Here is a 26,577-nt window from a genome sequence, read left to right as displayed (position 1 = left end):
CGGGCCGGGACGGCCTTTCCTGGTCGGGCTGGCAACGCGTCCGGCGGTCGCCCTGCCGGGCGCGGCCGCCGGACGCGTCAGGGCTTTTTTGGGCGTAGCGGCCTGACGTTCTTGACCGCCTGGATGGGCACCGGCTGCGGCGGCAGGGCGCCCCAGTCGTTCTGCTGGTCCTGTTGGTCTTGCTGGCCGGAGTTCTTGGAGTTGCCCGAATCAGCTTGATCGTTCGCGGCATCCTTGCGTTGGGGGGTGTCGTTACGCGCCGATTCGTCACGGCGCTGCGGCGGAACATCCTCGGCCGCCTTGCGGCGGTGGGCGAGTACCAGTTCGGCCACGGCGTCGATGTCGGTATCGGTGATTTCGTCGCGGCCGTCGAGCGCAGCATGGGCACGCGCGGCGCGCAGCATCACGAGGTCGGCGCGCACGCCTTCGACCTGCGCGGCATGGCACAGCGTCGCGACGCGGTCGTGGGTCGCGTCGCTGAAGCCGATGCCGGCCAGTGCCGTGCGGGCGCGGGCGATGCACCCGGCAAGCTCGCGCTGTTCGGCCTCGAAGCGGCGTGCGAAGCCGGCCGGGTCGGCATCGAAGGCCAGCCGGGCACGCACGATGGCCTGGCGTGCGGCCGGGGCGATGGCCTCGTCCAGGCGCACGAACAGGCCGAAGCGGTCCAGCAGTTGCGGGCGCAACTCGCCTTCTTCCGGGTTCATGGTGCCGACCAGGGTCAGCCTTGCCGGGTGCTGGTGCGAGACGCCGTCGCGCTCGACGCGGTTGATGCCGCTGGCGCAGACGTCGAGCAGCAGGTCGACCAGGCCGTCGGCGAGCAGATTGACTTCGTCGATATAGAGCACGCCGTCGTGGGCCTGGGCCAGCAGGCCGGGACGGAAGCGCACCTGGCCGTCCTGCAGCGCGGCTTCGAGGTCGAGCGAGCCGACGAGCTGTTCTTCGCTGGTGCCCAGCGGCAGGTCGATGAAGCGGCCGCCGCCCTGCTCCTTCGGCAGCAGCTCGGCGAGCGCGCGTGCGCTGGTGGATTTGGCCGTGCCGCGCGGGCCTTCGATCAGCACGCCGCCGATCAGCGGGTCGACGGCGGCGAGCAGCAGCGCGGTACGCAGGCGCGGCTGGCCGTGCAGCGCGGCGAAAGGATATTGGGGCACGGCGGAGGTCGTGGAGGCGTTCATCGTTTTTCCAGATGCTGTTCGGCGGCGAGCAGGTGCTGTTCGATGCGTTCGCGCCAGTCGCCGGGTTCCTGCCACAGGCCGCGCTGCATGGCTTCGAGCAGGCGTTCGCACATCTCGCGCAGCGCGTCGGGGTTGTGGCGCTGCAGGAAGTCGCGGGTGTGGGTGTCTTCGATGTAGGCGTCGGCGACGCGGGCGTACTGGTCGTCGCGGACGACGCGGGCGGTGGCGTCGAAGGCGAACAGGTAGTCGACCGTGGCCGCCATCTCGAACGCGCCCTTGTAGCCGTGGCGCTTGATGCCGGCGATCCATTTCGGATTGGTCACGCGCGAGCGCACGACGCGGCTGATTTCCTCCTCCAGCGAGCGCACCACCGGTGCCTGCGGGTTGGCGTGGTCGCCGAAATACACCGCCGGCTGGCTGCCGGACAGGTGGCGCACCGCGGCGGTCATGCCGCCCTGGAACTGGTAGTAGTCGTCGGAGTCGAGCAGGTCGTGCTCGCGGTTGTCCTGGTTCTGCATCACCAGGTCGATGCCGGACAGGCGGCGGGCGAAAGTGCCGCGGGCCTCGCTGCCGTAGTCGTGCTGGCCGTAGGCGTGGCCGCCCCATTCGAGCCAGGCGGTGGCGAGGTCGGCGTCGTCGTCCCAGTTGCGGCCGTCGATCAGGCCTTGCAGGCCGGCGCCGTAGGCGCCGGGCTTGGCGCCGAAGATGCGGTGGCCGGCGTGGCGGCGGGCCTCGCTCGCGTCCATGCCTTCGGCGGCCAGTGTGGCGGCTTCGCGCAGGATGCGGGCGCGGATCGGGTTGACGTCCTCGGCTTCGTCCAGCTCGGCGACGGCCTGCACCGCAGCATCGAACAGGCGGATGACGTTGGCGAAGGCGTCGCGGAAGAAGCCGGACACGCGCAGCGTGACGTCGATGCGCGGACGGTCGAACAGCGACATCGGCAGGATCTCGAAGTCGGCCACGCGGTGGCTGCCGTCGGCCCATTTGGGCCGCACGCCGATCAGCGCGAAGGCCTGGGCGATGTCGTCGCCGCCGGTGCGCATCGTCGCCGTGCCCCATACCGACAGGCCGATCGCACGCGGGTAGTCGCCGTGCTCCTGCACATAGCGTTCGACGAGCAGCGCGGCGGACTTCAGGCCGAGCGCCCAACTGGTCTGGGTGGGCACGGCGCGGGTGTCGACCGAGTAGAAGTTGCGCCCGGTCGGCAGCACGTCGGGGCGGCCGCGAGTGGGGGCGCCGCTCGGGCCCGGCGGCACGAAGCGGCCGGCGAGGCCGCGCGTGAGTTGCAGCAGTTCCTGTTCACCGCAGGCGTCCAGGCGCGGGCGCAGTTCGTGGTCGATGCGTTCGAGCACGGCGCCGGCGAGCGGCCAGTCGTGGCTTGCCGGCAGGCCTTGTTCCAGCACCTGCAATGCCAGCAGTTCGAGCCGTTCGCGGGTATCGCCGGCATTGCGCCACAGGCCGTCGCCGAGTTCCGCGAGCACGGCCGGGCGCGGGCCGTGCCAGGGCTGGCCCCAGTCGGAGTCGAGCGGGTTGAAGCCTTCGCTGCACAGGCCGAGGTCGGTCGCCAGCGCGCGGGTCAGGCCTTCCTTGCCGCCGCGGCCGTCGCCGACCGGATGGCGCGCGAGCGCGAGCAGGGTGTCGCGCCGCAGCCGTTCGGTGGGCGAGCGGCCGAAGATGTGCAGGCCGTCGCGGATCTGCGCTTCCTTCAGGTCGCACAGGTAGGCGTCGGTGCGGTTGAGCAGGCGCTGTTCCTCTTCGGCTGTCTTCGGCTCGTCGAAGCCGAGATCGCGGTGCAGGTCGTGGCGCAGGATGTGGTCGAGGATCTGGCGGCGCAGCAGTTCGGCGCGGCGCGGGTCGAGCATCAGCGCTTCGTAGTATTCGTCGACCTGGCGCTCGAGGTCGCGCGTCGGGCCGTAGCTTTCGGCGCGGGTCAGCGGCGGCATCAGGTGGTCGATGATCACCGCCTGGGCGCGGCGCTTGGCCTGGGTGCCTTCGCCGGGGTCGTTGACGATGAAGGGGTAGAGGTGGGGCAGCGGGCCGAAGGCGACGTCGGGCCAGCATTCGTCCGACAGCGCCACGCTCTTGCCCGGCAGCCATTCGAGGTTGCCGTGCTTGCCGACGTGCACGATGGCGTCGCTGCGCCACACTTCGCGCAGCCAGCAGTAGAAGGCGAGGTAGTGGTGCGGCGGCACCAGGTCGGGGTCGTGGTAGCTGGCCTGGGCGTCGAGCTCGTAGCCGCGCGCGGGCTGGATGCCGACGAAGACCTGGCCGCAGCGCAGCCCGGCGATCATGAAGCGGCCCTGGCGCGTCATCGGGTCGTCGGCCGGCGGGCCCCAGCGTTCGTTCACCGCGTTGCGCACCGCCTGCGGCAGGCGCTCGAAGAAGGCGAGGTAGGTCTCCAGCGCCAGGCTCTGCCGCGCCGGACGTAGGGCCCACTGCTCGGGGTCGTTGGTGATGCCTTCCTTCAACTGCAGCATCAGCGCGTCGCCGTCGGCCGGGATGGCCTCGGTGGCATAGCCCTCGTCGCGCAGGCGTTCGAGGATGGTGATCACCGAGGCCGGGGTGTCGAGGCCGACGCCGTTGCCCAGCCGGCCTTCGCGGCTGGGGTAGTTGGCCAGGATCAGCGCCAGCCGCTTGTCGGCGTTGGGCAGCGCGCGCAGCCGGCACCAGCGCCGCGCCAGTTCGGCGACGAAGGCCATGCGCTCGGGCTGCGGGCGGTATTGCACGACGTCGCACTGGGTCAGTTCGCAGCGGTGCGACAAGCCCTTGAAGCTGACCGCGCGGCTGATGATGCGGCCGTCCACTTCGGGCAGGGCGATGTGCATGGCGATGTCGCGCGGCGCCAGGCCGTGCGGATCGCTCCGCCAGCCTTCCTCGTTGCCGCCGGACAGGATGAGCTGCAGCACCGGGATGTCGTCGACCAGCGCATGGTCGCCGGGATCGTCGAGCGCGGACTGCGAAAACGCGGTGGTGTTGAGGATCAGCGCCACTTCGTGCTCGCGGCACAGCCGGCGCAGGGTGTCGGCGCACAGCGCGTCCTTCAGCGACAGCAGCGCGATCGGCAGCGGGTTCATGCCGTGCGCGGCCAGCGTGTCGCACAGATGGGCGAACACCGCGGTGTTGCCGGCCTGCAGGTGGGCGCGGTAGAACAGCACGGCGACGCAGGGCGCGCCGGGCTGCCAGTCGCCGCGCCAGCTTTCCACCGAACCGAGCTCCTGGCGCGGGTGGAACACCGCCACCGAGGGCAGCGGCCGCGGCGGCGGCACCGGCAAGGGCAGCGCGAAGAACTGCGCGGCGAGGAACTGGTGGAAGGCGCGCGCGTTGGCCGGCCCGCCTTCGCGCAGGTAGCGCCACAGCGTGCGGCAGGTGTCGGCATCGACAGTGCTCTTCTGCAGCAGGTTGCTGTCTTCGGTGGTGTCGCCGGAGAACATCACCAGCGCGATGCCGCGCGCGCGGCACAGTTCGCCGATGCGCTCGGTGCCGTAGGGCCAGTAGCTTTCGCCGCCGAGGTGGTCGATGACGATGACGCGGGCGTGCTGCAGCACGTCGTCGAGGTAGAGGTTGACCGAAGCCGGCTGGCGCAGGTGCAGCAGGTTGGCCAGCCGCAGGGTCGGAAAACCTTCGATGCCCTCGCTCGCGGCCGGCCAGGCGGCGGCGAGCAGCGCCAGCGTGGTGTCGGCGGCGCTGAGGACGACGATGTCGGCCGGATCCTGCGCGATGCGCGTGATGATCGAGGCGTCGTCGACGAAGCCGCCGGGCTGGGCCGCGAGCAGGTGCATCAGGCGGCTCCGGCGGGGGCGATTGCGGTTTCCAGCGCGTTGCGCAAGGTGTCGGGGTTCAGATCTTCGCCGATCAGCACCAGGTGGGTGCGCGGCGTCTCGTCGGCCAGCCAGCGGCGGTCGAAGTAGCTGTCGAAGCGGCGGCCGACGCCATGCACCACCAGGCGCATCGGCTTGCCGGGCAGGGCGACGAAGCCCTTGACGCGGTAGATGGCGTGCTCGGCGGTGAGCGTGTGCAGGATCTCGAGCAGGCGCTCGCGCTCGACCAGCGGCAGATCGATGACCACCGAGTCGAAGGCGTCGTGATCGTGGTCATGCTCCTCGCCTTCCTCGTGATCGTGGTGGCTCTGGCGCAGGTGGATGTTCTCTTCCGAGGCGGCGCCGAGGCCGAGCACGATGCCGAGGTCGATGCGGCCCTGGTCGGCGGCGACGATCTTCACTTCGGGCGGCAGCTCCTCGCGCACCAGGGCTTCGACGCGGGCGCGGGCCTCGGCGTCGGCGAGGTCGGTCTTGGACAGCACGACCAGGTCGGCGGCCGACAACTGATCCTCGAACAGCTCGTGCAGCGGCGATTCGTGGTCCAGGTTGGGATCGGCGCGGCGCTGGGCATCGACCGCCGGCGGATTGGCGGCGAACTGGCCGGACGCGGCGGCGGGCACGTCCACCACGGTGACGACCGCATCCACGGTGCAGGCGTTGCGGATCTCGGGCCAGTTGAAGGCCTGCACCAGCGGCTTGGGCAGGGCCAGGCCGGAAGTCTCGATCAGGATGTGGTCGATGTCGCCGCGGCGCGCGATCAGTTCGCGCATCACCGGGTAGAACTCTTCCTGCACGGTGCAGCACAGGCAGCCGTTGGCCAGCTCGAATAGTTCGCCCGGACGTTCCTGGCCGTCCTCGTCGCAGCCGATGCCGCAGCCGCGCAGGATGTCGCCGTCGATGCCGAGTTCGCCGAACTCATTGACGATCACGGCGATGCGGCGGCCCTCGGCGTTGTTCAGGATGTGGCGCAGCAGCGTGGTCTTGCCGCTGCCGAGGAAGCCGGTGACGATGGTGGCGGGGATTCTGGCCTGGACGGACATGGAGTTTCTCCTGGAAGGTCGGGAATTCAGCGGCTGGGGGATGCGAATGCGCTTGCGGGCGGAGCAGCTGTTCCGGCATGCGGATCTTTGCTGGAGGGTGCAGACGCCGATGCGCCCACATCGTTTTCAGGTGCCTGTGCCGCGCCTTCGGGCCGGCAGCGCCAGGGCACGACATAGGGCTGGCGTTCGTGTTCGCCCAGCATCGCCTGCACCTGGTAGACACGCTGCAGGTTGGCAGCGGTGAGCACAGTGCGCGGCGCGCCGCAGGCCACGGCGCGGCCGTGGTCCATCAGCAGCACGCGGTGGCAGAAGCGGCTGGCCAGCGTCAGGTCGTGCAGCACCACCATCACCGTGCGGCCGAGCGCGCACTGCTCGCGCAGCAGTTCCATCACGCTCAACTGGTGGAAGGGGTCGAGTGCCGCGACCGGCTCGTCGGCCAGCAGCAGCGGCGCATCGACGGCCAGGGCGCGTGCCAGCCGGGCGCGGGCACGTTCACCGCCGGACAATTGGTCGAGGCGGCGCTCGGCCAGCGCTTCCAGCCGCATCTGGGCCATCGCCTGGGTGACGACCTCGTCGCCATTCGGCGCCGCGCGCCAGCGTGGGCGGTGCGGCAGGCGGCCGAGGGCGACGAAGTCGCGCACCGTCAGCGGCCAGGCGGCATGGTCGCCCTGGGCGAGATAGGCCAGCCGGGTGGCGCGCTGGCGCGGCGACAGCGCGGCCAGCGGTGTGCCGTCGAGCCGGATCGCGCCCTGGTGCGGCAGCAACTGCGCCACCGCCCGCAGCAGGCTGCTCTTGCCGGCGCCGTTGGGGCCGATCAGGCCGAACAGTTCGCCCTGGCCGATTTCGGCGGAGACGCCGTCGACCAGGGTCGCGCTGCCGTGGCGCACGAAGAGGGAGTCGATGAGCAGCCGCGTCATGCCCGCCCCAGCCGTTCGCGCAGCACCAGCACGAAGAAGAAGGGCGCGCCGATCAGCGCCGTGACCACGCCCAGCATCAGTTCGAAGCCGCCGCTGACCAGGCGCAGCACGACGTCGGCGGCGAGCAGCAGCACCGCGCCGCCGAGCGCGCTCGACACCAGCAGGCGCGCCGGGTGGTAACCCACCGCGCGGCGCAGCATGTGCGGCACCACCAGGCCGACGAAGCCGATCGCCCCCGTCACGGCGACGCTGGCGCCGACGCACAGCGCGGTGCCGACGACCACCTGCGCGCGCAGGCGGGCGAGATTGACGCCCATGCTGGCGGCTTCATCCTCGCCCACCGACAGCGCGTCGAGGTCGCGCCCGCAGGCGGCCAGCAGGGCCAGGCCGGCGAGCACGAAAGGCAGGCACAGGCGGATGTCGTCGAAGCTGCGGTCGGCCAGCGAACCGAGCAGCCACAGCACGATGTCCTGGACGTCGGTCGGGTTGGGGGCGAGGTTGATCGCCAGCGAAGTCAGCGCGCCGGCCAGCGAGGACAGCGCCACGCCGGCCAGGATCAGCGTCAGGTTGCCGGTGCCGCGGCGGGCGATGCGGTACAGCACCAACGTCGCCAGACCGGCGCAACTCATCGCCGCCGCCGGCAGCAGCCAGGGCGTCAACTGGGCGAGGCCGAAGTACAGGCACAGCACCGCGCCCAGGCTGGCGCTGGAGCTGATGCCGAGCAGGCCCGGCTCGGCGAGCGGATTGCGCAGCAGGCCCTGCAGCGCCGCGCCCGACATGCCGAGCGAGGCGCCGACCAGGATCGCCAGCAGCACGCGCGGCAGGCGGATCTCGGCGACGATGGCGTGCTGGCGGGCCAGCGCTTCGGACGCGCCATCGCCGACCGGCAGCAGCGCGGCGGCGACCTCGGTCAGCGCCAGTTGCACCGGGCCGATGCCGAGCGAGACCAGTGCGAGCGCAAGCAGGGCCAGCGCGAGCAGGCCGTTGAGCGGCAGCGCGCGTTGGCTGGTGCGCGGCAGCGGTGTGCGGGATGTGGCTTGGCCGGCCGTCATTGCGGCACCTGTGTCGGTGAGGCCGTGATTTGCCGTGTGGCGTTTGCACTTTCCCCCTCACCCCCTTCGTCGTTTGGGGAGGGGGGCGCCCGGCTCAGGGACAACTGGGCCGGCGGGCTCAGGCGGGCCAATTGTGCGGCGATGTCTTCGGCGGCCTCGATGAGCTGCCAGTTGCTGCAGCCCCAGTCGTTGCCGTCCATGCGCACCACCGGGCGTTTGGCGAGCAGCGTCCGCATCAGCGGATGGCGGGCGAAGCCGGAGCGGGCATAGGCGGTGTCGTTGAGCATGCTGCTGACGACGAAGACATCGGGCGGGTCGGTGATCACGTCCTCCAGCGCGACCCGGCCCCAGCCGCGGCGGCCGGACTCGGCGGCATGGTTGCGCACGCCGGCGGCCTGGAGCACCGCGTCGACATAGGTGTCGGCGCCGGCAGTGCCGCCGTTGGGGCGCAGGTAGAGCGCGCGGGCCGGATGCGTGCTCGCCTGCAGGTGGGCGATGCGGGCCTGGACGTTCGCCACCAGCGCTTCGCCGGCGGCGCTGCGGCCGAGCCGACCGGCGATCTGCCGGGTGCTGGCGAAGATGCCGTCCCAGTCGGTGGGGTAGGGCACGGTGACGATCTCGATGCCGTGGCGCTCGAACAGCGCGGCCTGGTGGCGTGCCTGCCAGCGCCGCGACGCCAGCACGACATCGGGGCGCAGGGCCAGCACTTCCTCGGCGCTGCCGTCGTTGACGGGATGGCGGCGAGCCTGTTCGTACATGTCGGTACGGCGCGGGTCCTGGCTCTTGCGCGACACCGAGACGATCTGCGCCGGGTCGGCGAGGCCGAGCACCAGCATGTCGGCGCACAGGTTGGTTGACATCACGCGCGGCAGTGCTGCGCTGGACGCAGCGAAGGCGAAAGTGCCGGGCAGCATGGCCAGCAGCGCGGCGAGCAGGCGCACGGCCATCTCAGCCGCCGGCGGCGGGCGCTTGCGCCGTGCCGGCCCCGAAGGCGTGGGAAGAAGAGAGGTCGTGGTGCTTGTTGTCCTGGTCCATGGCTGCGGCTGTGGCGACGATCGGCCTGGGGACGGAGAACGGAAGGCCAAAGCCGGGACGGCAGGCCAGACGGCGATCGCCCGCACCCCGGGGCAGTGACCTTCAATCGACCAGGCCGGTCTTCTGGCTTTCCTTCTTCCGGATGTCCGCGGCCTTCCCGGGGCAAGCCCAGTGGCAGGGGGCGGAATCCGTCAGGACTACAGCAGCGGGGGCTGCGCCGGAATGGCCGCTGTCGGCGGCGTCACCGGACTTCCCGTTTCACCCTGTCCGCGATGGCGTAGCAGGGCACCTGGATCGAATGCGCGCGAAGCTTAAGTGAGGGCCGGGGGTTTGGCAAGCCGCGAGCCGGGTGGGAGTGGGCCGGGGGCGCGCTGCCCCCGGCGCTTCATGTTCAGCGGTTGCCGCTGCCGGGCTTGGCGGAGAACAGGGCTGCACGCGGCGCGGCGGGACGGCTGGCGCGGGCGCGATTGCCATCGACGTCGGTGCGGCGGTTGTCGGCGGCACGGTTGCCATTGACCTCGCCACGGCGGGGAGCCTGCGAAATACGGTTGCCATCCACGTCGGGACGCTGCTGCTGCATGCGGTTGCCGTTGACCTCACGCGTTTCGCTGCTGCGCGGTGCGCGGTTGCCGTCCGCCTCGCCGCGGCGAGGCTGCGAACGGCTGCCCGGCTTGCCCTGGCCGGTGCCGCGTCCGCCGGCGTTGGCACGATCGCCGCGCGGTGCGCCGGGCTGGGCGCCATTGCGGCCCTGGCCGGGACGGCCGCCGCCACGACGTTGCAAGGGTTCGCGCTGGTGGTCGGCGTCGTGGGCGGCTTCGGCGCCGGCGCTGGGCACGAAGTCCTCGGCCACGGCACGGTCGATGCGGCGCTTGATCAGGCGCTCGATCGCGGTCAGCAGCTTGATCTCTTCGTCATCGACCAGCGAGATGGCGTTGCCGGCGGCGCCGGCGCGGCCGGTGCGGCCGATGCGGTGCACGTAGTCTTCCGGCACGTTGGGCAGTTCGAAGTTGACCACCTGCGGCAACTGGTCGATGTCGAGGCCGCGTGCGGCGATGTCGGTCGCCACCAGCACCGGCAGCGAACCGTCCTTGAACTGCGCCAGCGCCCGCGTGCGCGCCGCCTGGCTCTTGTTGCCGTGGATCGCGGCGGAGGCGATGCCGTGCTTGGTGAGGTATTCGGCCAGCTTGTTGGCGCCGTGCTTGGTGCGGGTGAACACCAACGCCTGGAACCACTGCTTTTCCTTGATCAGGTGGGCGAGCAGTTCGCGCTTCTGCTTCTGGCCGATCATGTAGAACCGCCTGGTCGACGCGTTCGGCGGTGGTGTTGCGCGGCGCGACCTCGACCGTGGCCGGATCGTGCAGCAGGCCGTGGGCCAGTTGGCGGATCTCGTCCGAGAAGGTGGCCGAGAACAGCAGGTTCTGGCGCTTCTTCGGCAGCAGCGCAAGCACCTTGCGGATGTCGCGGATGAAACCCATGTCGAGCATGCGGTCGGCTTCGTCCAGCACCAGGATCTCGACGCCGGACAGGTCCACGGTTTTCTGCCCGACGTGATCGAGCAGGCGGCCGGGAGTGGCGACCAGGATGTCCACGCGCTTTTTCAGCGCGCCGATCTGCGGGTTGATGTTGACGCCGCCGAACATCACCAGCGAAGTCAGCGGCAGATGCTTGCCGTAGGTCTTGACCGACTCCTCGACCTGCGCGGCGAGTTCGCGCGTCGGCGTCAGGATCAGGCAGCGCGGGCGGCCGGGCGGGTGCGGGTGGGCGTGGGTCTGCGACAGCATGTGCAGCAGCGGCAGCGTGAAGCCGGCGGTCTTGCCGGTGCCGGTCTGGGCAGCGGCGAGCAGGTCGCCGCCGGCGAGCACTTGCGGAATGGCCTGGGCCTGGATCGGCGTCGGCGAGGCATAGCCGGCTTCGCCGATGGCGCGCAGGATGGGTTCGGCCAGCCCGAGGCTGGCGAAGGAGACGACTTCGGAATTCATTCGATGGGTTCCGGCGCCAGTCCGCCGCGCATTCGTGGCGGCACCAATCCGGGCTGGCGGGAGAGATCCGGGGCAGGCGCCGGCCGGATCGTTGCAGGAGACGCCGCGATCGATCGGTCAAACTCGCGGCGAGCCGGCACTATAGAGGCTATGCGGGTTCGATGCGAGCTTTTTGTGCACAGCAGCGTGATTGCAGGTGGCAGGGGGTTTCGCCGCCTGCGCCGGAATCATCGTCAGAAAAGTGACGGCGGTACCTGTTGTGTCCAGGATACAGGGTTTGCAGGTGCGGGCCGGCGCAAGGAAAAATATGTAAATAAAATATATTGCAAATCGAAAATCGATATTGAATAATTAAATGGCATCAAAAAGCTCCTTGAAACGGCGTGAATAATGGAGTGTGGGAGGACAGGCATGCTGAGCCGTTTCGCAGGCCAGGGGTGCAGACGGTGACCTGTAGCGGCGGCGGAGCCGGATCGCGGGGTGAGAATCGTGTGCGGAATGCGGTAAAGTTCCTGGTCCAGGATGGTGCTCTATGCTCTCAGGTACTCCATTTCTCGTGAATTCACCCGCTTCCGGCAGAAGGCTGTTCGTATTGCGCGCACGCCTCGCCCGGCGCCTGACCCTGCTCGCCCTGGCCGGCCTTGCCGGGGGGCTGCTGCTGCTCGCCGCGCTGCTCGGTGGCGTGGTGCATGCGTTGACCAGCAGCTGGGACGCGGTCGTCAGCGGCCATCCCTTCGCCAGCGGCCTGTGGAGCCTGAGTGCGGTGCTGCTGTCGTTGTGCAGTGCAGCGTTCGCCGACGTGCTGTTCAGCGCACCACCCCGGCCACAGGGCATCCGCGTGACGCGCGACACTGCCGGACGTCTGTTTGCGCTGCTCGACACCATGTCCGCCCGGCTGGATATCGAACCGATCCAGCATGTGTTCATCACCGAGGACATGAACGCGCACATTCACCAGCGCTTTGCCTGGGGCGTGGCCGGGCCGCTGAATACCTGCCTGATGATTGGCCTGCCGCTTGCGCACAGCCTGTCGCCGGCGCAGTTCACCGCGGTACTGGCCCATGAGCTCGGGCATCTTTCCGCCCAGCGGCGCGGCTGGGCTGGCGTCGCCGGTGCGCTGCGCGCATGGTGGGCGCGGACGCTCGACCGTGCGAGCGCCGGGTTTGCCTGCATCGCGCCTTGGCTGGACGAGAAATCGGTCGGCTTCTGCATCCAGATGCTGCGCCTGGCGCGCATCGAGGAGTTCGAAGCGGATGCCATTGCCGCCGAACTCGTCGGCCACGATCTGATGGGCGAGGCGCTGGTCGAAGTCAGCCTGAAGTCGCATTTCCTGGAACACGATTTCTGGCCCCAGATCGAGGCCTACAACGCCAGCCGCACCCGGCCGGCACTGTGGCCCTTCCGCGACATGGCGCTCGGTGTGGAAGCGGGTTTCATGCGCACGGTGTCCGACCATGCGGTGGCGATCGAAGAGAGCCTGGGCGAGCGCTTCGCCTTCCATCCATCCTTGCAGCAGCGCCTGAGCGCGCTGCGTGTCCCCTGCCGGGTTCCCGAAGGCGAGGGCACTTCGGCCGCCGTGCATTTCTTCGCGCCGATGCTGCAGAGCCTGGCCATGTCCTTCGACCGTGCCTGGTGGCGGGCGTGGCGCAAGAACAGGCGCAGGCGCTACGAGATGTTCGAAGGCTGACAGGCGCCTGCCGGGGGAGAGCCGGCAGGGTGGGTCGGAGCGCGCGCATGCGGTTCAAAACGCGTTCTGTTCGGCTTCCAGATAAGCCAGGCTGACGTACTTGCCGATGTTCGATTCGAAGCCCGCCGTGTCGTTGGCCCGGCTGGCGACGCGGGGGTCTTTCAGCACCGCCTCGCGCGCGCTGGTAACGTCGCGGCCGCCCTCGACCGCCTTCACGCAGTTTTCGTAGATGCCTTCGAACAGGGCACGGTTCCAGTTCAGTACCTCGGCGCCGGGATGGCCGTGGCCGGGGACCCAGATGCGCGAGGGCGCGTTCTTCTCCAGTTCGTCGTAGAACGCGAGCGTGCCGACGTAGGAGCCGTCGTCCATGTTGGCGATGCGGCGGTCCATGGCGATGTCGCCGACGTGGGTCAGGCCGTCCTGCACGACTTCGACGCAGATGTCGCCCGGCGTGTGGGCGGTGCCGTAATGGTGGATGCGCAGCGTGACGTCGCCGAAGTCGAACTCGGCTCCGTGCTCGACGGTGTGCGTCGGCGGCACGATGCGGGTGCCGGCGGTGGCGCGGTTGGTCCAGCGTTCCATCATGCTGTGCCACATGCTGCCCTGGATGCCTTCGATCTCCTGCTTCGACACAGGGTGGGCGTAGATCGGCAGATCCTTGCCGAAGGCGTCTTCGAAAGCGTGGTTCGCCAGCCAGTGGTCGCCGTGGTAGTGGGAGTTGAAGACCGCCACCACCGGCTTGTCGGTGATGCGGCGGAGCATGCGCAGCGCCATCTCGCCGATCTGCACCGAGCCCCCGGTGTCGATCACCACCACGCCTTTGCGGCTGAGGACGAAGGTGATGTTGCTCATCATCCCCTGGTTCTCGGGCGTCGGGAAGCCGTCCTTCGACCAGATCATCCAGACGTGCTCGGACAACTGTGTGGGGGCGACGTCCGCTACGGCAGGGCCGCGGACGAAGTTGTCGACGTCGGCAGCGAAGGCCGACAGCCGGGACCAGTTGCCGGCCAGGCCGAATGCGGCAGCGCCGGCGAGCCCTGCCTGCAGGAGGCGCCGGCGCGAGCGACAGGGCGAGGGTGAGTCAGCGTGCGGCGTGTGCATCGGGCGTCTCCTGCGTGTGTTGTCCGTGCGCAGAATATTAACGAAAACTGATTTCCTTCGCTGTCGGTTGTGCCAGGGGGCGCTGATGCGTGCTCCATCGACACCCTGCTCCCATGGGAGCAGGGGCCGCCTCGGGTCGCATCGTGGCTGACGCCGCGCCTACGGGAAGTTGGCCCGGGCTGCCGGTGCATCACCGCGGTCGGTGCGCACGGATTCGAGCTGTTCGCACAGGCGGGTGGCGCCGTCCAGGATGCGGGGCGTGTGGCGCTGCAGGAGATCGGGCGGCACGAAGAACAGATGGCCGTTGATGTTGGCGGCCAGATCCGGCCAGCGCTTCCACTGGTCCAGCCAGTCGGGACGCGCCTCGCCCATGCCGCTGGCGACGATCGCTTCCGGATTCGCGGCCAGCACCGCTTCGATGCCGACCTTCGGTGCCAGGGCGGCCAGGCTGCCGAACACGTTGCGCCCGCCGCACAGCCGGATGACGTCGGCGATCAGGTGTTCGTCGTTGATCGTCACCATCGGTTCGTTCCAGACCTGATAGAAGGTGCTCACCGGCGGACGGTCGCGGTAGCGCGCGGCGAGGATCGCATGGCGGATGCGGAAGGCCCGCGCCGCGGCGGTTGCCGTCGCTTCGGTGCCCGCCAGGCGGCCGAGCTTTTCAAGGCTGAGGGCGACGTCGTCGAGGTTGCGCGGTTCATTGATGAAGACCGGGATGCCCAGTGCGCGCAGGCGGTCGAGATGGGTGTCGCGGTTGCCGCTGCTCCAGGCGACGACGAGGTCGGGCCTCAGCGCGGCTACGGCCTCCAGATTTACCTGGGTGTAGCCGCCGACTTGCGGCAATGATTTCGCTTCGGGCGGAAAGTCGCTGTAGGCGACCACGCCGACGACCCGGGGGCCGGCGCCCGCGGCGAACAGCAGCTCGGTGATGTGGGGGGCGAGGCTGACGATGCGCTGCGCCGGGCGTTCGAGCCTGATGACGGTGCCGATGTCGTCAACTGTTTCGACGCTGTCCGGGGTGGCATGGGCAGCGCTCAGGCAGGCCATGGCGGCGAGGGAAGCGAGCAGGCGTGGCAAGGTCATGGTGCGGAACGCTCCGGTGCGCAGCCGTTCAGCGCGTGTTCCAGTCGCTGCCAGCCTGTTTCATCGGGCGGCAGGCCGAAGCGCAGGGAAGGCGGGACGGCGGGCAGGGCGCCGCCGGGCGGCGTGCCGTCGAACAGCCGGACGAGGATGCCATGCCGGGCGAGGGCATCGTGCAGGTCGGCGGCGAGGGGGGTCGGCAGCCATTTGAACAGGCTGGGGCCGCTGGGCCGGCCCAGCCCGGCGGCGTGCAGCAGTCTGGCGAGGCGTTCGCCGCCTGTCGTCAGCCGTGTGCGCGCCTGCGCCTGCCAGGCCGTATCGGCCAGCGCTGCACTCGCCGCATGGCGTGCTGGGCCGCTGACCGTCCATGGACCAAGGGCTTCGGCGAGCTGTCGGCGGACTGCCGCCGGGGCAAAAACGAAGCCGACGCGCGCACCGGCCAGGCCGAAGAACTTGCCCAGCGAACGCAGCACCACCAGGCCGTCGATGCCGGCTTCCGGCGCCAGGCTGGCCTCGGGCATGGTGTCGATGAACGCCTCGTCCACCACCAGCCAGCCGCCGCGCCGGGCGAGGCGGGCGTGCCAGTCCAGCAATCGGTTGCGTTCGAACAGCTGGCCGCTGGGGTTGTCGGGCTGCACCAGTACGACGATGTCGCTGGTGTCCACCGCCGTCTCGGCAGCAGCGCCGTAGCCGCCGAACCAGTGCGGTTCGCGCCCGCGCCAGGCGTGGGCGTGCTCGGCGTAGCTCGGCGCCAGCAGACTGACGCGCTTTCCTGGCAGCACGGCCGGCAAAGCCTGGATCGCCGGCTGCGAGCCGGCCACCGGCAGCAGCGCGTCGCTGCCGTAGTAGCGTGCGGCGGCGGCCTCCAGGCCATCGTCGTCTTCGGGCAGGCGGTGCCAGGCCGACAGCGGGATGCCGGGTACGGGATAGGCGCTGGGGTTGATGCCGGTCGACAGGTCGAGCCAGCCGTCCAGCGGGATGCCGTACTGCTGCGCGGCACGGCGCAGGCGTCCGCCGTGCTCAAGCATGGGGCAGGCCTGCGAACGGGAAGAGGGGAGGGAAGACGAACTGGAAGGCGAGCGCCATCGCCGCGGCGGCGATCCACCACAGCAGCACGCCGCGCCGCACCAGCGCCACCGCAGCGCGGATGGCGCGGGCGTCCGGCGGCGGGCCTTCGCCGAGCGGCGGACGCTGCTCCAGCTGGCCGTGGTAAACCGCTGCGCCGCCCAGCGCGACGCCGATCGCACCGGCGCCGGCGGCCATCACCGGGCCGGCATTGGGGCTGTCCCAGGCCGGCGCCTGCGCGCGCCAGCAGGCCAGCGCGCACCGGGTGTTGCCGAGCGCGGCATAGGTCAGCGCGGTGAGGCGGGCGGGCAGGGCGTTGAGCAGATCGTCGAGGCGCGCCGCCGCCCAGCCGAAGCGCAGGTAGCGCGGCGTACGATAGCCCCACATCGCATCCAGCGTGTTCGCCAGGCGGAACAGCAGCACGCCCGCGCCGCCGCCCATCAGGAACCAGAACAGCGCGCCGAACACCGCGTCGTTGCCGTTTTCCAGCACCGACTCGGTGCCTGCGCGAGCCACGCCCTCGGCGTCCAGCGCACGGGTGTCGCGGCTGACGATCCAGCCCACGCGCCGGCGTGCCTCTTCCAGGTCGCCGGCCTCGAGCGGCGCGGCGATGGCTTCGGCGTGTTCGGCCAGGCTCTGCCCGCCGAGGGCGAAATACAGCAGCGCGATGTCAACCGGCCAGTGCGCCAGCGGATGCAGGCCGCGCAGCCACAGCGCCAGCGCCACCCAGGGCAGCACCGCCAGCGCCCAGGCCAGCAGGCCGGCGAGGCGGTGCTCGCCGGGCAGACTGCGCACCGCGGTTTCGACCGCGCGCGCCCAGCGGCCGAAGCCCACCAGCGGATGGAAGCGGCGCACTTCGCCGAACAGGCGGTCGGCGAGCAGGCCGGCGGCCATCTTCAGTACAAGGACGATCGGGAGTGAGAGCAGCATCGGTGACGAGAATGAAGACAGGGCAAGGCAGGAGGAGCCTGGGGCCGGCACTGCGCGCGGCGGCGGCATCGGCGATAATCCCGCGCCTGGCCTTCGGCCGCGCGCTTCGCGCCCCTGGCCAGGCACTCCCCCTTTACCCGAGGACCCCGGATTCTACGCCATGTCCCTTCCGATCACCCTGATGGTGCAGGGCACCACCTCCGATGCCGGCAAGAGCACGCTGGTCGCCGGGCTGGCGCGTGCGCTGCGCCGCCGAGGCCTGGCCGTGGCGCCGTTCAAGCCGCAGAACATGGCGCTTAATTCCGCCGTCACCGTCGATGGCGGCGAGATCGGCCGTGCCCAGGCGCTGCAGGCCGCCGCTGCCGGCGTCGAGCCGCATACCGACTTCAATCCGGTGCTGCTCAAGCCGTCCAGCGATATCGGCGCCCAGGTCATCATCCACGGCCGCGCGGTCGCCAACCTGTCGGCGCGCGACTACCACGCCTACAAGCCCACCGCGATGGCGGCGGTGCTGCAGAGCTGGGGCCGCCTGTGCGCGAAGTACGATGCGGTGCTGGTCGAAGGTGCCGGCAGCCCGGCCGAGATCAACCTGCGCGACCGCGACATAGCCAACATGGGCTTTGCCGAGGCGGCGGACGTGCCGGTGGTGCTGGTGGCCGACATCGACCGCGGCGGCGTCTTCGCCCATCTGGTCGGCACCCTCGAACTGCTGTCGCCGTCCGAGCAGGCGCGGGTGCGGGGCTTCATCATCAACCGCTTCCGCGGCGACATCGGCCTGCTGCAGCCGGGCCTCGACTGGCTGGAGGCACGCACCGGGCGCAAGGTGTTCGGCGTGCTGCCCTATCTGCACGGCCTGTTCCTCGATGCCGAAGATGCACTGGCCGATGGCGCGGCCGACGTGCGTGCCGGCGAGGGGGCGCTGCGCGTGGTGGCGCCGGTGTACCCGCGCATCTCCAACCATACCGATCTCGACGCGTTGCGCCTGCATCCGCAGGTCGATTTCTGCTGGGTGGGGCCGGGGCAGGCGATTCCGCCGGCCGACCTGATCGTACTTCCCGGTTCCAAGAGCGTGCGTGCCGACCTGGCCTGGCTGCGGACGCAAGGCTGGGAGGAGGCGATACGCCGCCACCTTCGTTATGGCGGCAAAGTCGTCGGCATCTGCGGTGGCTTCCAGATGCTGGGCCGGCAACTGGGCGATCCGCTGGGGCTGGAAGGCGCGCCTGGGACGGCGCCCGGGCTGGGCTGGCTGGAGATGGAAACGAGGCTGGAAGCGCACAAGCAGCTCGTCAATGCCGGCGGCCGGCTCGATGCCGCGCTCGGCGGCGAAGCGCCGGTGCGCGGCTACGAAATCCACATGGGCGTGTCCGCCGGCCCGGCGCTGCTGCGGCCTGCGCTGTGGCTGGACGGGGCGGAAGGCTGCCGTGCAGACGGCGCGCTGTCGGAAGACGGCCAGATTCTGGGCACCTATCTGCACGGTCTGTTCGATGCGCCCGAGGCGCTGGCTGCGCTGCTCGCCTGGGCTGGCCTCAACGATGCGCAGCAGGTCAACCTGGCGGCGCGCCGCGAAGCCGACCTGGACCGTCTGGCCGACGCGGTCGAAGCCGCCTGCGACCTCGACGCCCTGTTCGATCACTCCCTGCCGAAATGACCATGCCGATGAATACCTCCACGAACCCCGCCGGCAGCCGTCCGCACGGTGCCGAATCCTCTCCGCTCGGCCGCGCCGTCGCCTACCGCGACACCTATGCGCCCGAACTGCTGTTCCCGATCGAGCGCCAACTGAAGCGCGACGAACTGGGGCTGAGGCCCGATGCGCTGCCTTTCGTCGGCGAAGACCTGTGGAACGCCTATGAACTGTCCTGGCTCGATCCGCGTGGCAAGCCGGTGGTGGCGCTGGCGAGTTTTCGCGTGCCGGCGTCCTCGCCGCGGCTGATCGAGTCGAAGTCGCTGAAGCTCTATCTCAATGCCTTCAATCAGCAGCACTGCACGGATGCGGACGAGGTGCGCCGCCTCATTGCGCGCGACCTGTCGGCCGCCGCCGGCGCCGAAGTGAAGGTGAGTATCGAACCCCTGGCATTGCGCCCGCAGCGGACTTCGGCCTATCCGGACGGGACCTGCCTCGACGGTCTGGAACTCGACATCGACACCTACCAGCCTGCGCCCGGGCAGTTGTGCGCTGGCGGCGAGGACGTGACGGAGACCCTGTATTCCCACCTGCTGAAATCGAACTGCCTGGTCACCGGCCAGCCCGACTGGGGCATGCTGGTGGTGCGCTACAGCGGGCCGGCGATCGAGCGTGAGGGCCTGCTGCGCTACATCGTGTCCTTCCGCGGCCACAACGAATTCCACGAGCAGTGCGTCGAGCGCGTGTTCTGCGACCTGATGGCACGCTGCAAGCCGCGCGAACTGGCGGTGTGGGCGCGCTATACGCGCCGCGGCGGGCTCGACATCAATCCTTTCCGCGCCAGCCGCGAAGGCCTGCGGGCGGACGAGGGCATGGAGGTCAGGCAGTAGCGCCGGCGGTTTTGAAGCGTGTCAAATCCACGGCCCGGCTCCAGGGTTTTCGTTGGGGAATGCTGTTTTGACGGCCGGGGGCCGGGGGCCGGGGCCCGGGAACGCAGGGGGCAGGTGCCGGCTCAACATCGGACGTCCCCGCAGGGCCCAACACCATCAACGAGGTAAGAAGCATGAAACTGTTCGTCGCTGCCGCGCTTGCCGCGGGGCTGCTTTCGAGCGCGCCAGCCTCCGCCACTGCCGAGCTGGCCAAGGCCAAGAACTGCATGGGCTGTCATGCGGTGGAGACGAGGCGGGTCGGCCCGTCCTACAAGGACGTCGCGGCCAGGTATGCCGGCCAGGCCGATGCCGTTGCCATGCTGATCGACAAGGTGCAGAAGGGCGGCACGGGCAACTGGGGCAACAAGGTGCTGGCGATGCCGCCCAACCCGCAGGTCAATGACGCCGATGCGAGGACGCTGGTGGAGTGGATCCTGTCGCAGAAATGAGCTCGTTTTCGGGATGATGGGCGCCGCCTGAAGGTGGCGCCGTTGCGCAGGCCGGCAGCGATGCCGGCTTTTTTTCGTCGATCAGTGGCCGGCGAACAGCTGTGCCGGCTGGGACAGCCATTGCTGGGCTTCATGTGCCGGTGCCGGCCGTGCGAACCAGTACCCCTGCATGACGTCGCAGCCCAGCAGCTGCAGGGCTGCGGCCTGCTCGGGCTGCTCCACGCCTTCGGCGACGATGTCGAGGGCGAAACCGCGGGCGATGCCGGTGATGGCCGAAATGATCGGATTGGTGTTCGGGCCGTCGAGGTCACGGACGAAGCTGCGGTCGATCTTCAGCGTGCTGATGGGGAATTTCTGCAGATAGGCGAGTGCCGAGTAGCCGGTGCCGAAGTCGTCGATGGCGACGCTGAGGCCGGCGCTGCGCAATTCCCGCACCTTGGCGGCGGCATCGGCGGTGTCGTTCATCATCAGGCTTTCGGTGATCTCCAGCTCGATCTGCCCCGGCGGCAGCGCATGGCGGGACAGGCAATCGGTGATCGAACCGACGATGTCGCGCTTGTCGAAATCCAGCGGCGACAGGTTCACCGACATGCGCAGTCCCGTGTGGCCTTGTGCGCGCCAGCTTGCCAGCTGGGTACAGGCCTCGTTCATGACCCAGCGGCTGATCTCGCCGATCACCCCCAGTTCCTCGGCAACCTGGATGAAGGCGTTGGGCGACAGCGGGCCGAGCACCGGGTGCTGCCACCTCAGCAGTGCTTCCATGCCGACGATCTGGCGGCGGGTGACGCTGACCTGCGGCTGGTAGTGCAGCTCGAACTCATCGCGCAGCAGGGCGTTGCGCAGGTCGTTTTCCAGCGCGATGCGCTCGTGGTGGTGGGTGTTCAGCGCCGGGTCGAAGAAGCGGAAGGCATTCTTGCCCGAGCGCTTGACCTGGTACATGGCGATGTCGGCATGGCGCGTCAGGTCTTCGGCGGTGGTGCCGTCGCGCGGGTACAGGGCGATGCCGATGCTCATGGTCGCGCGGTAGTCGCCCTGGCTGAGCCTGATCGGCGCGGCCAGGGTGTCGAGGATCTTGGTGGCGATGACCTCGGCGTCCTCGGGAACCTTGATGTCGGGCAGCAGGATCGTGAATTCGTCACCGCCAAGCCGGGCCAGGGTGTCTCCACGGCGCAGCGTGGCCGACAGGCGGGCCGCGATCGCGCGCAGCAGGGCATCGCCTTCGGCGTGGCCGTAGGTGTCGTTGACCAGCTTGAAGCGGTCGATGTCGATGAACATCACCGCCAGCGCGCCGGTGCGGCGCTGCGCCTGCGCGATCGCCAGTTCGAGGCGGTCCTTGAACAGCACCCGGTTCGGCAGATGCGTCAATTGGTCGTGATAGGCCTGGAAGGAGATGATCTCCTCGGCACGCTTGCGTTCCGAAATGTCGCGGGCGACGCCGTACAGTCCGCTGCTGCGGCCGTCGCCGGGCTGGGCCAGCATCGGCAGGCCGGTCAGCGATACGGTGACGCAGTCGTCGAAGCCGCTGCCGCGATTGCAGCGCAGGCGCAGTTCGACGTTGAAGCTCTCGCCCGGCATCCGGCTGGGCTGGTTGAGCAGGTTGCAGATCCGGTCGATGTCCTCGGGCATGACCAGGGTCGTGAACGGGCGCCGCATCAGCGCGTTGCGCTCGAAGCCGAGCAGGGGCTTGATGCGCGGGTTGATGTAACTGAAGCGGCCTTCGGCATCGAGAGTGAAGATGAGGTCGGGCGAGCTTTCGACCAGGTAGCGGTGCAGCTGCTCGGAGGCCCTGAGGCGCTGGCTCATCGCGCGGTTGGCCTTCTCGAGCGCACCCTTGTGCAGGGTGCTTTCCACAGCCCGCTGCAACTGGGCGACGTGGTAGGGCTTGCGCACGTAGTCGTCGGCGCCGCGGCGCAGCGCGCCGATCGCGGCATCGATGGCATCCTCGCCGCTGATGATGATGACCGCTTCGTCCCGCCGGCGCTCGACCAGCCAGTCGAGCAGGGTGAGGCCTGAAGCATCCGGCAGCCGGTAGTCGAGCAGGACCAGGTCGTAATGCTGCTGTTCCAGCCGGATGACGGCCTCGGCGATGCTGCCCGTTTCGTCGAAGCTGCGGCCGGGATGGGCAAGGACGTGGGGGAAGGTGCGGCGCAGCACCGGATCGTCATCGACGATTAGGATGCGGAAGTCGGGTTCCGTGGGGCCGAGGCCTTTTGGGGGTTGGAAAGGTTTATCGCCCGGAATCGACATGAGTCGTCAAAATCATCTCTAAATGTTATTTGTCGCAGCATGATGCAGTACTCCGGCCGATTGTTCCAGTGGCAGAAGAATCCGGAAGATGGCGCCGCTGTCCCCCATCCGGCCTTGCCGAGGCGGAAACGGACTGGTTGCGCGGCCCCGGCAGGCCAGGGAGATTCTGGCCCGGCGGTGCCGGTTCCGCGTGTGACCGAGTTGGCAGGGACGGTGACGGGCTCAGGCCTGCAGGCTGTCGGCGAAGCCCAGGCCGGTCAGCAGGGCGTGATTGACGCGCTCGCAGGGCAGATGCAGGTCGGCGACGGCCTTGGCCAGGCCGGTGCCGTCGAAGTTCTCGCACTGTTGCGCCAGCCGCAGGAAGGGGGCGAATTCGCCCTGGCCGTGCGTCAACGCATCGGTGATGCTGGCCGGCAGGTTCATCTCGTCGAGCACCAACTGCATCGAGGTGCCGAGCAGTAGGGGCAGCAGCGAGAACGCGCCGGTGATGAAGAGGTTGTCGCGCTCGGTGGCATCGAAATAGCCGGCGCCGATTTCTTCCATGAAGCGGCCGCGGGCGATCGCGGTCTGCATCATTGCCGGCGCGCTCGGGTTGCGGCTGGCGGTGACGAGCAGCAGCGACAGCCATTTGTTGAGCGTGGTGTAGCCGAGGATGCTGACCGCGTGGCGGAAGGACTGGATCTCGCACATCAGGCCGAAGCCAGCCGAGTTGATGTAGCGCAGCAGCTTGTAGGACAGCGCGACGTCCTGCTTCAGCACGGCTTCGATGTCATGGACCTCGCCATTGTTGCGCACCAGGTTGAGCAGGCGAATGATCTGGGCATGGCTTGGCGACAGCTCCTGGGCGGGCGGATGGCCGTGCAGGAAGAACCAGCCGGATGCGCCGTCGAAGCCGGCGCCGATCGCTGCCGGGAAGCCGCCGGCTTCGCTCAGGCCCCAGGCCAGCTTGAGGCCGGGTGCGCCGGCCGGAGAGGTGACACGGCGGGCGTCCATCAGCACGAATCGCCAGTCGATGCCGGCCGGCAGGGCGGTGCCGGGCGTATACCAGGTCAGGTTCATCGGCCGGCCGGCTTCCTGCAGCTGGGCCATTAGCGCCTGCGTCTGCGGATGGGCAAGCGTCTGGGCAGGAATCTCGATCGTGGCGTTGTCCGGCATCTGCCAGTTCATCAGTTCCGGTGTCGGCACCAGGCGCCCGAGGCTGACGAAGACGGTGTGATGGGCCGGCCAGGCCGCGGCCTGTGCGTTCAGTGCCTCGACCACCGCCGCGACGTTGGGCCCGTGGACGATGATGCGGTTCGCGGTGATCGCGTGGCGCTTGTTGACCACCGGTTCTCGGGTCAGCAGGACGGTCTGGCTCATTGCGGCTCCGGTGAGTGGCTCAGTTTGCCGGGCTGGCGAAGGTGAAGGCGTCGGCGAAGAAGGCGTCCTCGGGCAGGCCGCGCCCGCTACAGCAGCCGGTGCGCGCCGCTTCGATCATTGCCGGTGCGCCGCAGGCGTAGAACCTCGTGGTCCGACAGATCGGCGAAGTCGTCCAGCACGGCCTGGTGCACCAGGCCGCGGCGGCCGTCCCAGGCGTCGCCCGGTTTTTCCTCCGACAGCACCGGAATGTAGCGCAGGTTTGGCAGACGGCTTTCCCAACTGCGTGCCAGTTCGTCCAGATACAGGCCGGCACGGTCGCGCGAGCCCCAGTACAGCGTGATCGGGCGCTGCAGGCCGGTCTCGATCGCATGCTCGACGATGCTCTTGATCGGCGCGAAGCCGGTGCCGCCCGCGATCAAAACGATTGGGCGCGGCGAGTCCTCGCGTAGCCAGAAACTGCCCAGCGGGCCTTCGATGCGCAGAATCTCCTTCTCCTTCATGGCCTCGAAGACACGCGTGGTGAAATGGCCGCCGTCGATGCGGCGCACGTGCAGCTCGATGTGGCCGGCATCGTGCGGCGCGTTGGCGATCGAGAAGCTGCGGCGCTGGCCGTCGGCGAGCAGGATGTCGATGTACTGGCCGGCCTTGAAGCGGAAGGTTTCGCTCGCCGGCAGCTTGAGGTCGATCAGCATCACATCGTCGGCCAGCCGCTGCAGCTTCTGAACCCGGCTGGGCAGTTTCCTGACCGGGATGTCGCCGGCGCGGGTGACGTTGCGTGCCTCCAGCACCAGATCGGAAAGCGGCCTGGCACAGCAGAACAGCGCATAGCCTTCCGCCTGGTCGGCGGCACTCAGCGCGCCGGCGGAGTATCTGCCGTAATCCACCGTGCCCTGCACGATCCTGCCCTTGCAGGCGCCGCAGGCGCCGTCGCGGCAGCTGTGGGGCAGCAGCAGGCCGGCATCCTGCGCGGCTTCGAGGACGGTCTGGCCGTCGGCGGCGTCGAACGAATGGCCGCCAGGCTGGAGGGAAATCCGGTAGCTCATGGTGCGTGTGATAATGATGGGATGAAAAGAGTCCTGATCGTCGGCAGTGGCGATGTCGCCGCCCGCTGCCTGCCGTGGCTGACGCAGCGCTTCCGTGTCCTTGCTCTCGTGCGCCATGCCGAAGCGGCCGACGGCTTGCGCGCGGCGGGCGCCGTGCCGGTCCGGGCTGATCTCGACGACCGCAGGAGTCTGGCGAGGCTTGCCGGGCTTGCCGATGTCGTATTGTACTTCGCTCCGCCGCCCGCGCAGGGGGTGGCGGATGCCCGGATGAAGTGCTTTCTGGCCGCGGCTGGAGCGGCCCGGAGTCTACCACAGGGCCTTGTATACATAAGTACGACAGGGGTTTACGGCGACTGTGGAGGTGCGGCCGTCAACGAGACACGGCCCTGTCGCGCCAGCACCGCACGGGCTCTGAGGCGCGTGGATGCCGAGCGCCAGCTGCGCCGCTTCGGACGGCGCAGCGGCGTGCGCGTCAGCGTGCTGCGGGCGCCGGGCATCTACGCCGCGGACCGCCTGCCGCGCGAGCGCCTGCAGCGCGGTGATCCGGTGCTGGTGGCCGCGGACGACGTCTTCACCAACCACATCCATGCCGACGATCTGGCCCGGCTGGCCTGTATGGCGATGTTCCGTGCCGGTGCCGGGCGTGTGTACAACGCCAGCGACGATTCCGGCCTGAAGATGGGCGAGTATTTCGACGCAGTTGCCGATGCACTGGCACTGCCGCGGCCGCCTCGCCTGCCGCGCGAGGAAATCGTCCGCTGCCTGTCGCCGCTGACCCTGTCCTTCATGAGCGAATCGCGCCGTCTGGACAACCGCCGCATCAAGCGTGAACTGCGCACCGCGCTGCGCTACCCGGCGGTCGCGGACGGACTGCGTGCCCTGACCGATCGGCGCTGAGCCGCTTTTTTTTTCATCATCGAGATTTCAACGACATGCTGACCATCAAGGCCTTGCACATCATCTTCGTCGTGAGCTGGTTCGCCGGCCTGTTCTACCTGCCGCGCATCTTCGTCAACCACGCCATGGTCGAGGACGCCGCCACCAAGGAACGCCTGGCGATGATGGAAATGAAGCTCTACCGCTTCATGACTCCGCTGGGCATCCTCGCCGTGGGGCTGGGCCTCTGGCTGTGGTTCGGCTACGGCTTCGCCGGCGGCTGGCTGCACGCCAAGACCCTGCTGGTCGTCTTCCTGATCCTCTACCACCTCTACTGCGGCCAGTTGCTGCGCGCCTTCGCCGAAGGCCGCAACACCCGCAGCCACAAGTGGTTCCGAGTGTTCAACGAGATTCCGGTGCTCGTGCTCGCAGTGGTGGTCTATCTCGTGGTGTTCAAGCCGTTCTGAATCCAGGAGTCACGCCGATGAAGCGTTTTAAGCTAGACTTGGTCCAGTGACTTAGTTCGATTGGAGGGGTCATGCCGCTCACCGTCAATGTCCATGAGGCCAAGACGCAATTGTCTCGCCTGCTCGAGCAGGCCCATGCCGGACAGGAGATCATCCTCGCCAAGGCGGGCAAGCCTTATGCGCGCCTGATGCCGCTGGCGCCCGAGACTTGCATACGTCGAACCGGGCCGGCTGGCAGGCAAGCAACTCGATGAGGCTTTTTTCGAGCCTCTGTCCGACGAAGAGCTTTCCTCCTGGGAATGATGGCGATGACCAGCCTGTTGCTCGATACTCATACGCTGTTGTGGTGGTGGCTCGATGATCCAAGGCTTTCGGCCCCTGCCCGGCGGGCAATTGCCGATCCAGCCAACCCGGTTTTCGTCAGTGCAGCCAGCGCCTGGGAACTGGCGACGAAGCATCGGCTCGGCAAACTGGGTGAAGCCGATGAGGCGGTCGGCAGGTTTGCCGAATTGGTATCGGCAGATGGTTTCGAGCACCTTCCGATCACTTACTACCATTGTCTGACAGCAGGTGCTTATGCCGTCGAGCATCGGGATCCCTTCGATCGCATGCTTGCTGCACAGAGCCAACTGGAGAAACTTGTGCTGCTTACGCGCGACCCTGCGTTCGAGCATTTTGGAACCCGCACACTCTGGTGAATGTGGTCG

The 26,577-nt window shown here is 68.9% G+C and carries 21 protein-coding genes, 2 pseudogenes and 1 riboswitch; of the genes and pseudogenes, 8 read left to right on the top strand and 15 right to left on the bottom strand.

Annotation, left to right across the window (positions count from 1 at the left end):
• Positions 1 to 77: 77 nt before the first annotated feature.
• From QM748_RS13630 to QM748_RS13595, 8 genes and pseudogenes are all read right to left on the bottom strand, one after another.
• Positions 78 to 1,172, bottom strand: coding sequence for an ATP-binding protein (locus QM748_RS13630; protein ID WP_415247466.1), 1,095 nt, complete (start codon positions 1,170 to 1,172; stop codon positions 78 to 80).
• Positions 1,169 to 4,951, bottom strand: a complete 3,783-nt coding sequence (gene cobN, locus QM748_RS13625; RefSeq protein WP_415247465.1) for a cobaltochelatase subunit CobN — start codon at positions 4,949 to 4,951, stop codon at positions 1,169 to 1,171. The genes QM748_RS13630 and cobN overlap by 4 nt, the downstream gene beginning before the upstream one ends.
• Positions 4,951 to 6,030 (bottom strand): cobalamin biosynthesis protein CobW, encoded by a 1,080-nt coding sequence (gene cobW / locus QM748_RS13620; protein WP_415247464.1) that lies wholly within the window; start codon positions 6,028 to 6,030, stop codon positions 4,951 to 4,953. The genes cobN and cobW overlap by 1 nt, the downstream gene beginning before the upstream one ends.
• A 26-nt stretch (positions 6,031 to 6,056) precedes the next feature.
• Positions 6,057 to 6,947: an ABC transporter ATP-binding protein gene (locus QM748_RS13615; RefSeq protein ID WP_415247463.1), complete on the bottom strand. Its 891-nt coding sequence runs from the start codon at positions 6,945 to 6,947 to the stop codon at positions 6,057 to 6,059.
• Entirely contained in the window at positions 6,944 to 7,999 is a 1,056-nt protein-coding gene (locus QM748_RS13610) for a FecCD family ABC transporter permease (RefSeq protein WP_415247462.1), read from the bottom strand. The genes QM748_RS13615 and QM748_RS13610 overlap by 4 nt, the downstream gene beginning before the upstream one ends.
• The gene (locus tag QM748_RS13605; RefSeq protein ID WP_415247461.1) at positions 7,996 to 8,946 is read right to left on the bottom strand and encodes an ABC transporter substrate-binding protein; all 951 of its coding nucleotides are present in this window, start codon (positions 8,944 to 8,946) and stop codon (positions 7,996 to 7,998) included. The genes QM748_RS13610 and QM748_RS13605 overlap by 4 nt, the downstream gene beginning before the upstream one ends.
• Positions 8,947 to 9,129: 183 nt before the next feature.
• Positions 9,130 to 9,342, bottom strand: a riboswitch (cobalamin riboswitch).
• Positions 9,343 to 9,425: 83 nt separating this feature from the next.
• On the bottom strand, positions 9,426 to 10,322 hold the full coding sequence (locus QM748_RS13600) for a helicase-related protein (RefSeq protein ID WP_415247460.1): 897 nt from the start codon (positions 10,320 to 10,322) through the stop codon (positions 9,426 to 9,428).
• A 148-nt stretch (positions 10,323 to 10,470) separates the two neighbouring features.
• Positions 10,471 to 11,013 (bottom strand): annotated as a pseudogene (locus tag QM748_RS13595) (DEAD/DEAH box helicase); the annotation flags it as partial.
• 592 nt (positions 11,014 to 11,605) lie between these two features.
• Between QM748_RS13595 and QM748_RS13590 the strand changes: the two are divergent.
• A complete protein-coding gene (locus QM748_RS13590) occupies positions 11,606 to 12,700 on the top strand; it encodes a M48 family metallopeptidase (RefSeq protein WP_415247459.1) in 1,095 nt (364 codons plus the stop codon).
• A 54-nt stretch (positions 12,701 to 12,754) separates the two neighbouring features.
• On the opposite strand, the gene QM748_RS13585 is transcribed toward QM748_RS13590, so the two are convergent.
• The 4 genes from QM748_RS13585 to cbiB all read right to left on the bottom strand — a co-directional run bounded on the left by QM748_RS13585 (position 12,755) and on the right by cbiB (position 16,876).
• Positions 12,755 to 13,801, bottom strand: a complete 1,047-nt coding sequence (locus QM748_RS13585) for an MBL fold metallo-hydrolase (RefSeq protein WP_415247458.1) — start codon at positions 13,799 to 13,801, stop codon at positions 12,755 to 12,757.
• Between the two features lie 159 nt (positions 13,802 to 13,960).
• Complete coding sequence (locus tag QM748_RS13580; RefSeq protein ID WP_415247457.1) at positions 13,961 to 14,884, bottom strand: cobalamin-binding protein; 924 nt, start codon at positions 14,882 to 14,884, stop codon at positions 13,961 to 13,963.
• Positions 14,881 to 15,909 (bottom strand): threonine-phosphate decarboxylase CobD, encoded by a 1,029-nt coding sequence (gene cobD / locus QM748_RS13575; protein ID WP_415247456.1) that lies wholly within the window; start codon positions 15,907 to 15,909, stop codon positions 14,881 to 14,883. Before cobD ends, QM748_RS13580 begins: the two co-directional genes overlap by 4 nt.
• Positions 15,902 to 16,876, bottom strand: a complete 975-nt coding sequence (gene cbiB, locus QM748_RS13570) for an adenosylcobinamide-phosphate synthase CbiB (protein WP_415247455.1) — start codon at positions 16,874 to 16,876, stop codon at positions 15,902 to 15,904. Before cbiB ends, cobD begins: the two co-directional genes overlap by 8 nt.
• 160 nt (positions 16,877 to 17,036) lie before the next feature.
• Between cbiB and QM748_RS13565 the strand changes: the two genes are divergently transcribed.
• The 3 genes from QM748_RS13565 to QM748_RS13555 all read left to right on the top strand — a co-directional run bounded on the left by QM748_RS13565 (position 17,037) and on the right by QM748_RS13555 (position 19,878).
• Positions 17,037 to 18,524: a cobyric acid synthase gene (locus QM748_RS13565; RefSeq protein WP_415247454.1), complete on the top strand. Its 1,488-nt coding sequence runs from the start codon at positions 17,037 to 17,039 to the stop codon at positions 18,522 to 18,524.
• An 8-nt stretch (positions 18,525 to 18,532) separates the two neighbouring features.
• On the top strand, positions 18,533 to 19,390 hold the full coding sequence (gene queF, locus QM748_RS13560; RefSeq protein ID WP_415247453.1) for an NADPH-dependent 7-cyano-7-deazaguanine reductase QueF: 858 nt from the start codon (positions 18,533 to 18,535) through the stop codon (positions 19,388 to 19,390).
• Between the two features lie 173 nt (positions 19,391 to 19,563).
• Positions 19,564 to 19,878 (top strand): c-type cytochrome, encoded by a 315-nt coding sequence (locus QM748_RS13555; RefSeq protein WP_415247452.1) that lies wholly within the window; start codon positions 19,564 to 19,566, stop codon positions 19,876 to 19,878.
• A gap of 81 nt (positions 19,879 to 19,959) precedes the next feature.
• Here QM748_RS13555 and QM748_RS13550 read toward each other — a convergent pair whose 3' ends face one another.
• The 3 genes and pseudogenes from QM748_RS13550 to QM748_RS13540 all read right to left on the bottom strand — a co-directional run bounded on the left by QM748_RS13550 (position 19,960) and on the right by QM748_RS13540 (position 24,527).
• Positions 19,960 to 22,125 (bottom strand): EAL domain-containing protein, encoded by a 2,166-nt coding sequence (locus tag QM748_RS13550; protein ID WP_415247451.1) that lies wholly within the window; start codon positions 22,123 to 22,125, stop codon positions 19,960 to 19,962.
• A gap of 222 nt (positions 22,126 to 22,347) precedes the next feature.
• Positions 22,348 to 23,484: an EAL and HDOD domain-containing protein gene (locus QM748_RS13545; protein WP_415247450.1), complete on the bottom strand. Its 1,137-nt coding sequence runs from the start codon at positions 23,482 to 23,484 to the stop codon at positions 22,348 to 22,350.
• 19 nt (positions 23,485 to 23,503) lie between these two features.
• Positions 23,504 to 24,527, bottom strand: a pseudogene (locus QM748_RS13540) (CDP-6-deoxy-delta-3,4-glucoseen reductase).
• A 21-nt stretch (positions 24,528 to 24,548) separates the two neighbouring features.
• On the opposite strand from QM748_RS13540, the gene QM748_RS13535 reads away from it, so the two are divergent.
• The 4 genes from QM748_RS13535 to QM748_RS13520 all read left to right on the top strand — a co-directional run bounded on the left by QM748_RS13535 (position 24,549) and on the right by QM748_RS13520 (position 26,568).
• Complete coding sequence (locus QM748_RS13535; protein ID WP_415247449.1) at positions 24,549 to 25,424, top strand: NAD(P)H-binding protein; 876 nt, start codon at positions 24,549 to 24,551, stop codon at positions 25,422 to 25,424.
• Positions 25,425 to 25,459: 35 nt separating this feature from the next.
• On the top strand, positions 25,460 to 25,870 hold the full coding sequence (locus QM748_RS13530) for a CopD family protein (RefSeq protein ID WP_415247448.1): 411 nt from the start codon (positions 25,460 to 25,462) through the stop codon (positions 25,868 to 25,870).
• Between the two features lie 71 nt (positions 25,871 to 25,941).
• Positions 25,942 to 26,124, top strand: a complete 183-nt coding sequence (locus QM748_RS13525; protein ID WP_415247447.1) for a type II toxin-antitoxin system Phd/YefM family antitoxin — start codon at positions 25,942 to 25,944, stop codon at positions 26,122 to 26,124.
• A 54-nt stretch (positions 26,125 to 26,178) separates the two neighbouring features.
• On the top strand, positions 26,179 to 26,568 hold the full coding sequence (locus QM748_RS13520; RefSeq protein ID WP_415247446.1) for a type II toxin-antitoxin system VapC family toxin: 390 nt from the start codon (positions 26,179 to 26,181) through the stop codon (positions 26,566 to 26,568).
• Positions 26,569 to 26,577 lie beyond the last annotated feature (9 nt).

This window comes from Thauera sp. (assembly GCF_047601425.1).
Classification (GTDB): domain Bacteria; phylum Pseudomonadota; class Gammaproteobacteria; order Burkholderiales; family Rhodocyclaceae; genus Thauera.
Note: the sequence above shows the minus strand (reverse complement) of the source record. Positions and strands in the feature narration are given on the sequence as shown.

Coding starts and splice junctions, on each gene's coding strand:
- QM748_RS13630 (WP_415247466.1), bottom strand. CDS start 1,172: ATGAACGCCTCCACGACCTCCGCCGTGCCCCAATATCCTTTCGCCGCG.
- cobN (WP_415247465.1), bottom strand. CDS start 4,951: ATGCACCTGCTCGCGGCCCAGCCCGGCGGCTTCGTCGACGACGCCTCG.
- cobW (WP_415247464.1), bottom strand. CDS start 6,030: ATGTCCGTCCAGGCCAGAATCCCCGCCACCATCGTCACCGGCTTCCTC.
- QM748_RS13615 (WP_415247463.1), bottom strand. CDS start 6,947: ATGACGCGGCTGCTCATCGACTCCCTCTTCGTGCGCCACGGCAGCGCG.
- QM748_RS13610 (WP_415247462.1), bottom strand. CDS start 7,999: ATGACGGCCGGCCAAGCCACATCCCGCACACCGCTGCCGCGCACCAGC.
- QM748_RS13605 (WP_415247461.1), bottom strand. CDS start 8,946: ATGGCCGTGCGCCTGCTCGCCGCGCTGCTGGCCATGCTGCCCGGCACT.
- QM748_RS13600 (WP_415247460.1), bottom strand. CDS start 10,322: ATGATCGGCCAGAAGCAGAAGCGCGAACTGCTCGCCCACCTGATCAAG.
- QM748_RS13585 (WP_415247458.1), bottom strand. CDS start 13,801: ATGCACACGCCGCACGCTGACTCACCCTCGCCCTGTCGCTCGCGCCGG.
- QM748_RS13580 (WP_415247457.1), bottom strand. CDS start 14,884: ATGACCTTGCCACGCCTGCTCGCTTCCCTCGCCGCCATGGCCTGCCTG.
- cobD (WP_415247456.1), bottom strand. CDS start 15,909: ATGCTTGAGCACGGCGGACGCCTGCGCCGTGCCGCGCAGCAGTACGGC.
- cbiB (WP_415247455.1), bottom strand. CDS start 16,876: ATGCTGCTCTCACTCCCGATCGTCCTTGTACTGAAGATGGCCGCCGGC.
- QM748_RS13565 (WP_415247454.1), top strand. CDS start 17,037: ATGTCCCTTCCGATCACCCTGATGGTGCAGGGCACCACCTCCGATGCC.
- queF (WP_415247453.1), top strand. CDS start 18,533: ATGAATACCTCCACGAACCCCGCCGGCAGCCGTCCGCACGGTGCCGAA.
- QM748_RS13555 (WP_415247452.1), top strand. CDS start 19,564: ATGAAACTGTTCGTCGCTGCCGCGCTTGCCGCGGGGCTGCTTTCGAGC.
- QM748_RS13550 (WP_415247451.1), bottom strand. CDS start 22,125: ATGTCGATTCCGGGCGATAAACCTTTCCAACCCCCAAAAGGCCTCGGC.
- QM748_RS13545 (WP_415247450.1), bottom strand. CDS start 23,484: ATGAGCCAGACCGTCCTGCTGACCCGAGAACCGGTGGTCAACAAGCGC.
- QM748_RS13535 (WP_415247449.1), top strand. CDS start 24,549: ATGAAAAGAGTCCTGATCGTCGGCAGTGGCGATGTCGCCGCCCGCTGC.
- QM748_RS13530 (WP_415247448.1), top strand. CDS start 25,460: ATGCTGACCATCAAGGCCTTGCACATCATCTTCGTCGTGAGCTGGTTC.
- QM748_RS13525 (WP_415247447.1), top strand. CDS start 25,942: ATGCCGCTCACCGTCAATGTCCATGAGGCCAAGACGCAATTGTCTCGC.
- QM748_RS13520 (WP_415247446.1), top strand. CDS start 26,179: ATGACCAGCCTGTTGCTCGATACTCATACGCTGTTGTGGTGGTGGCTC.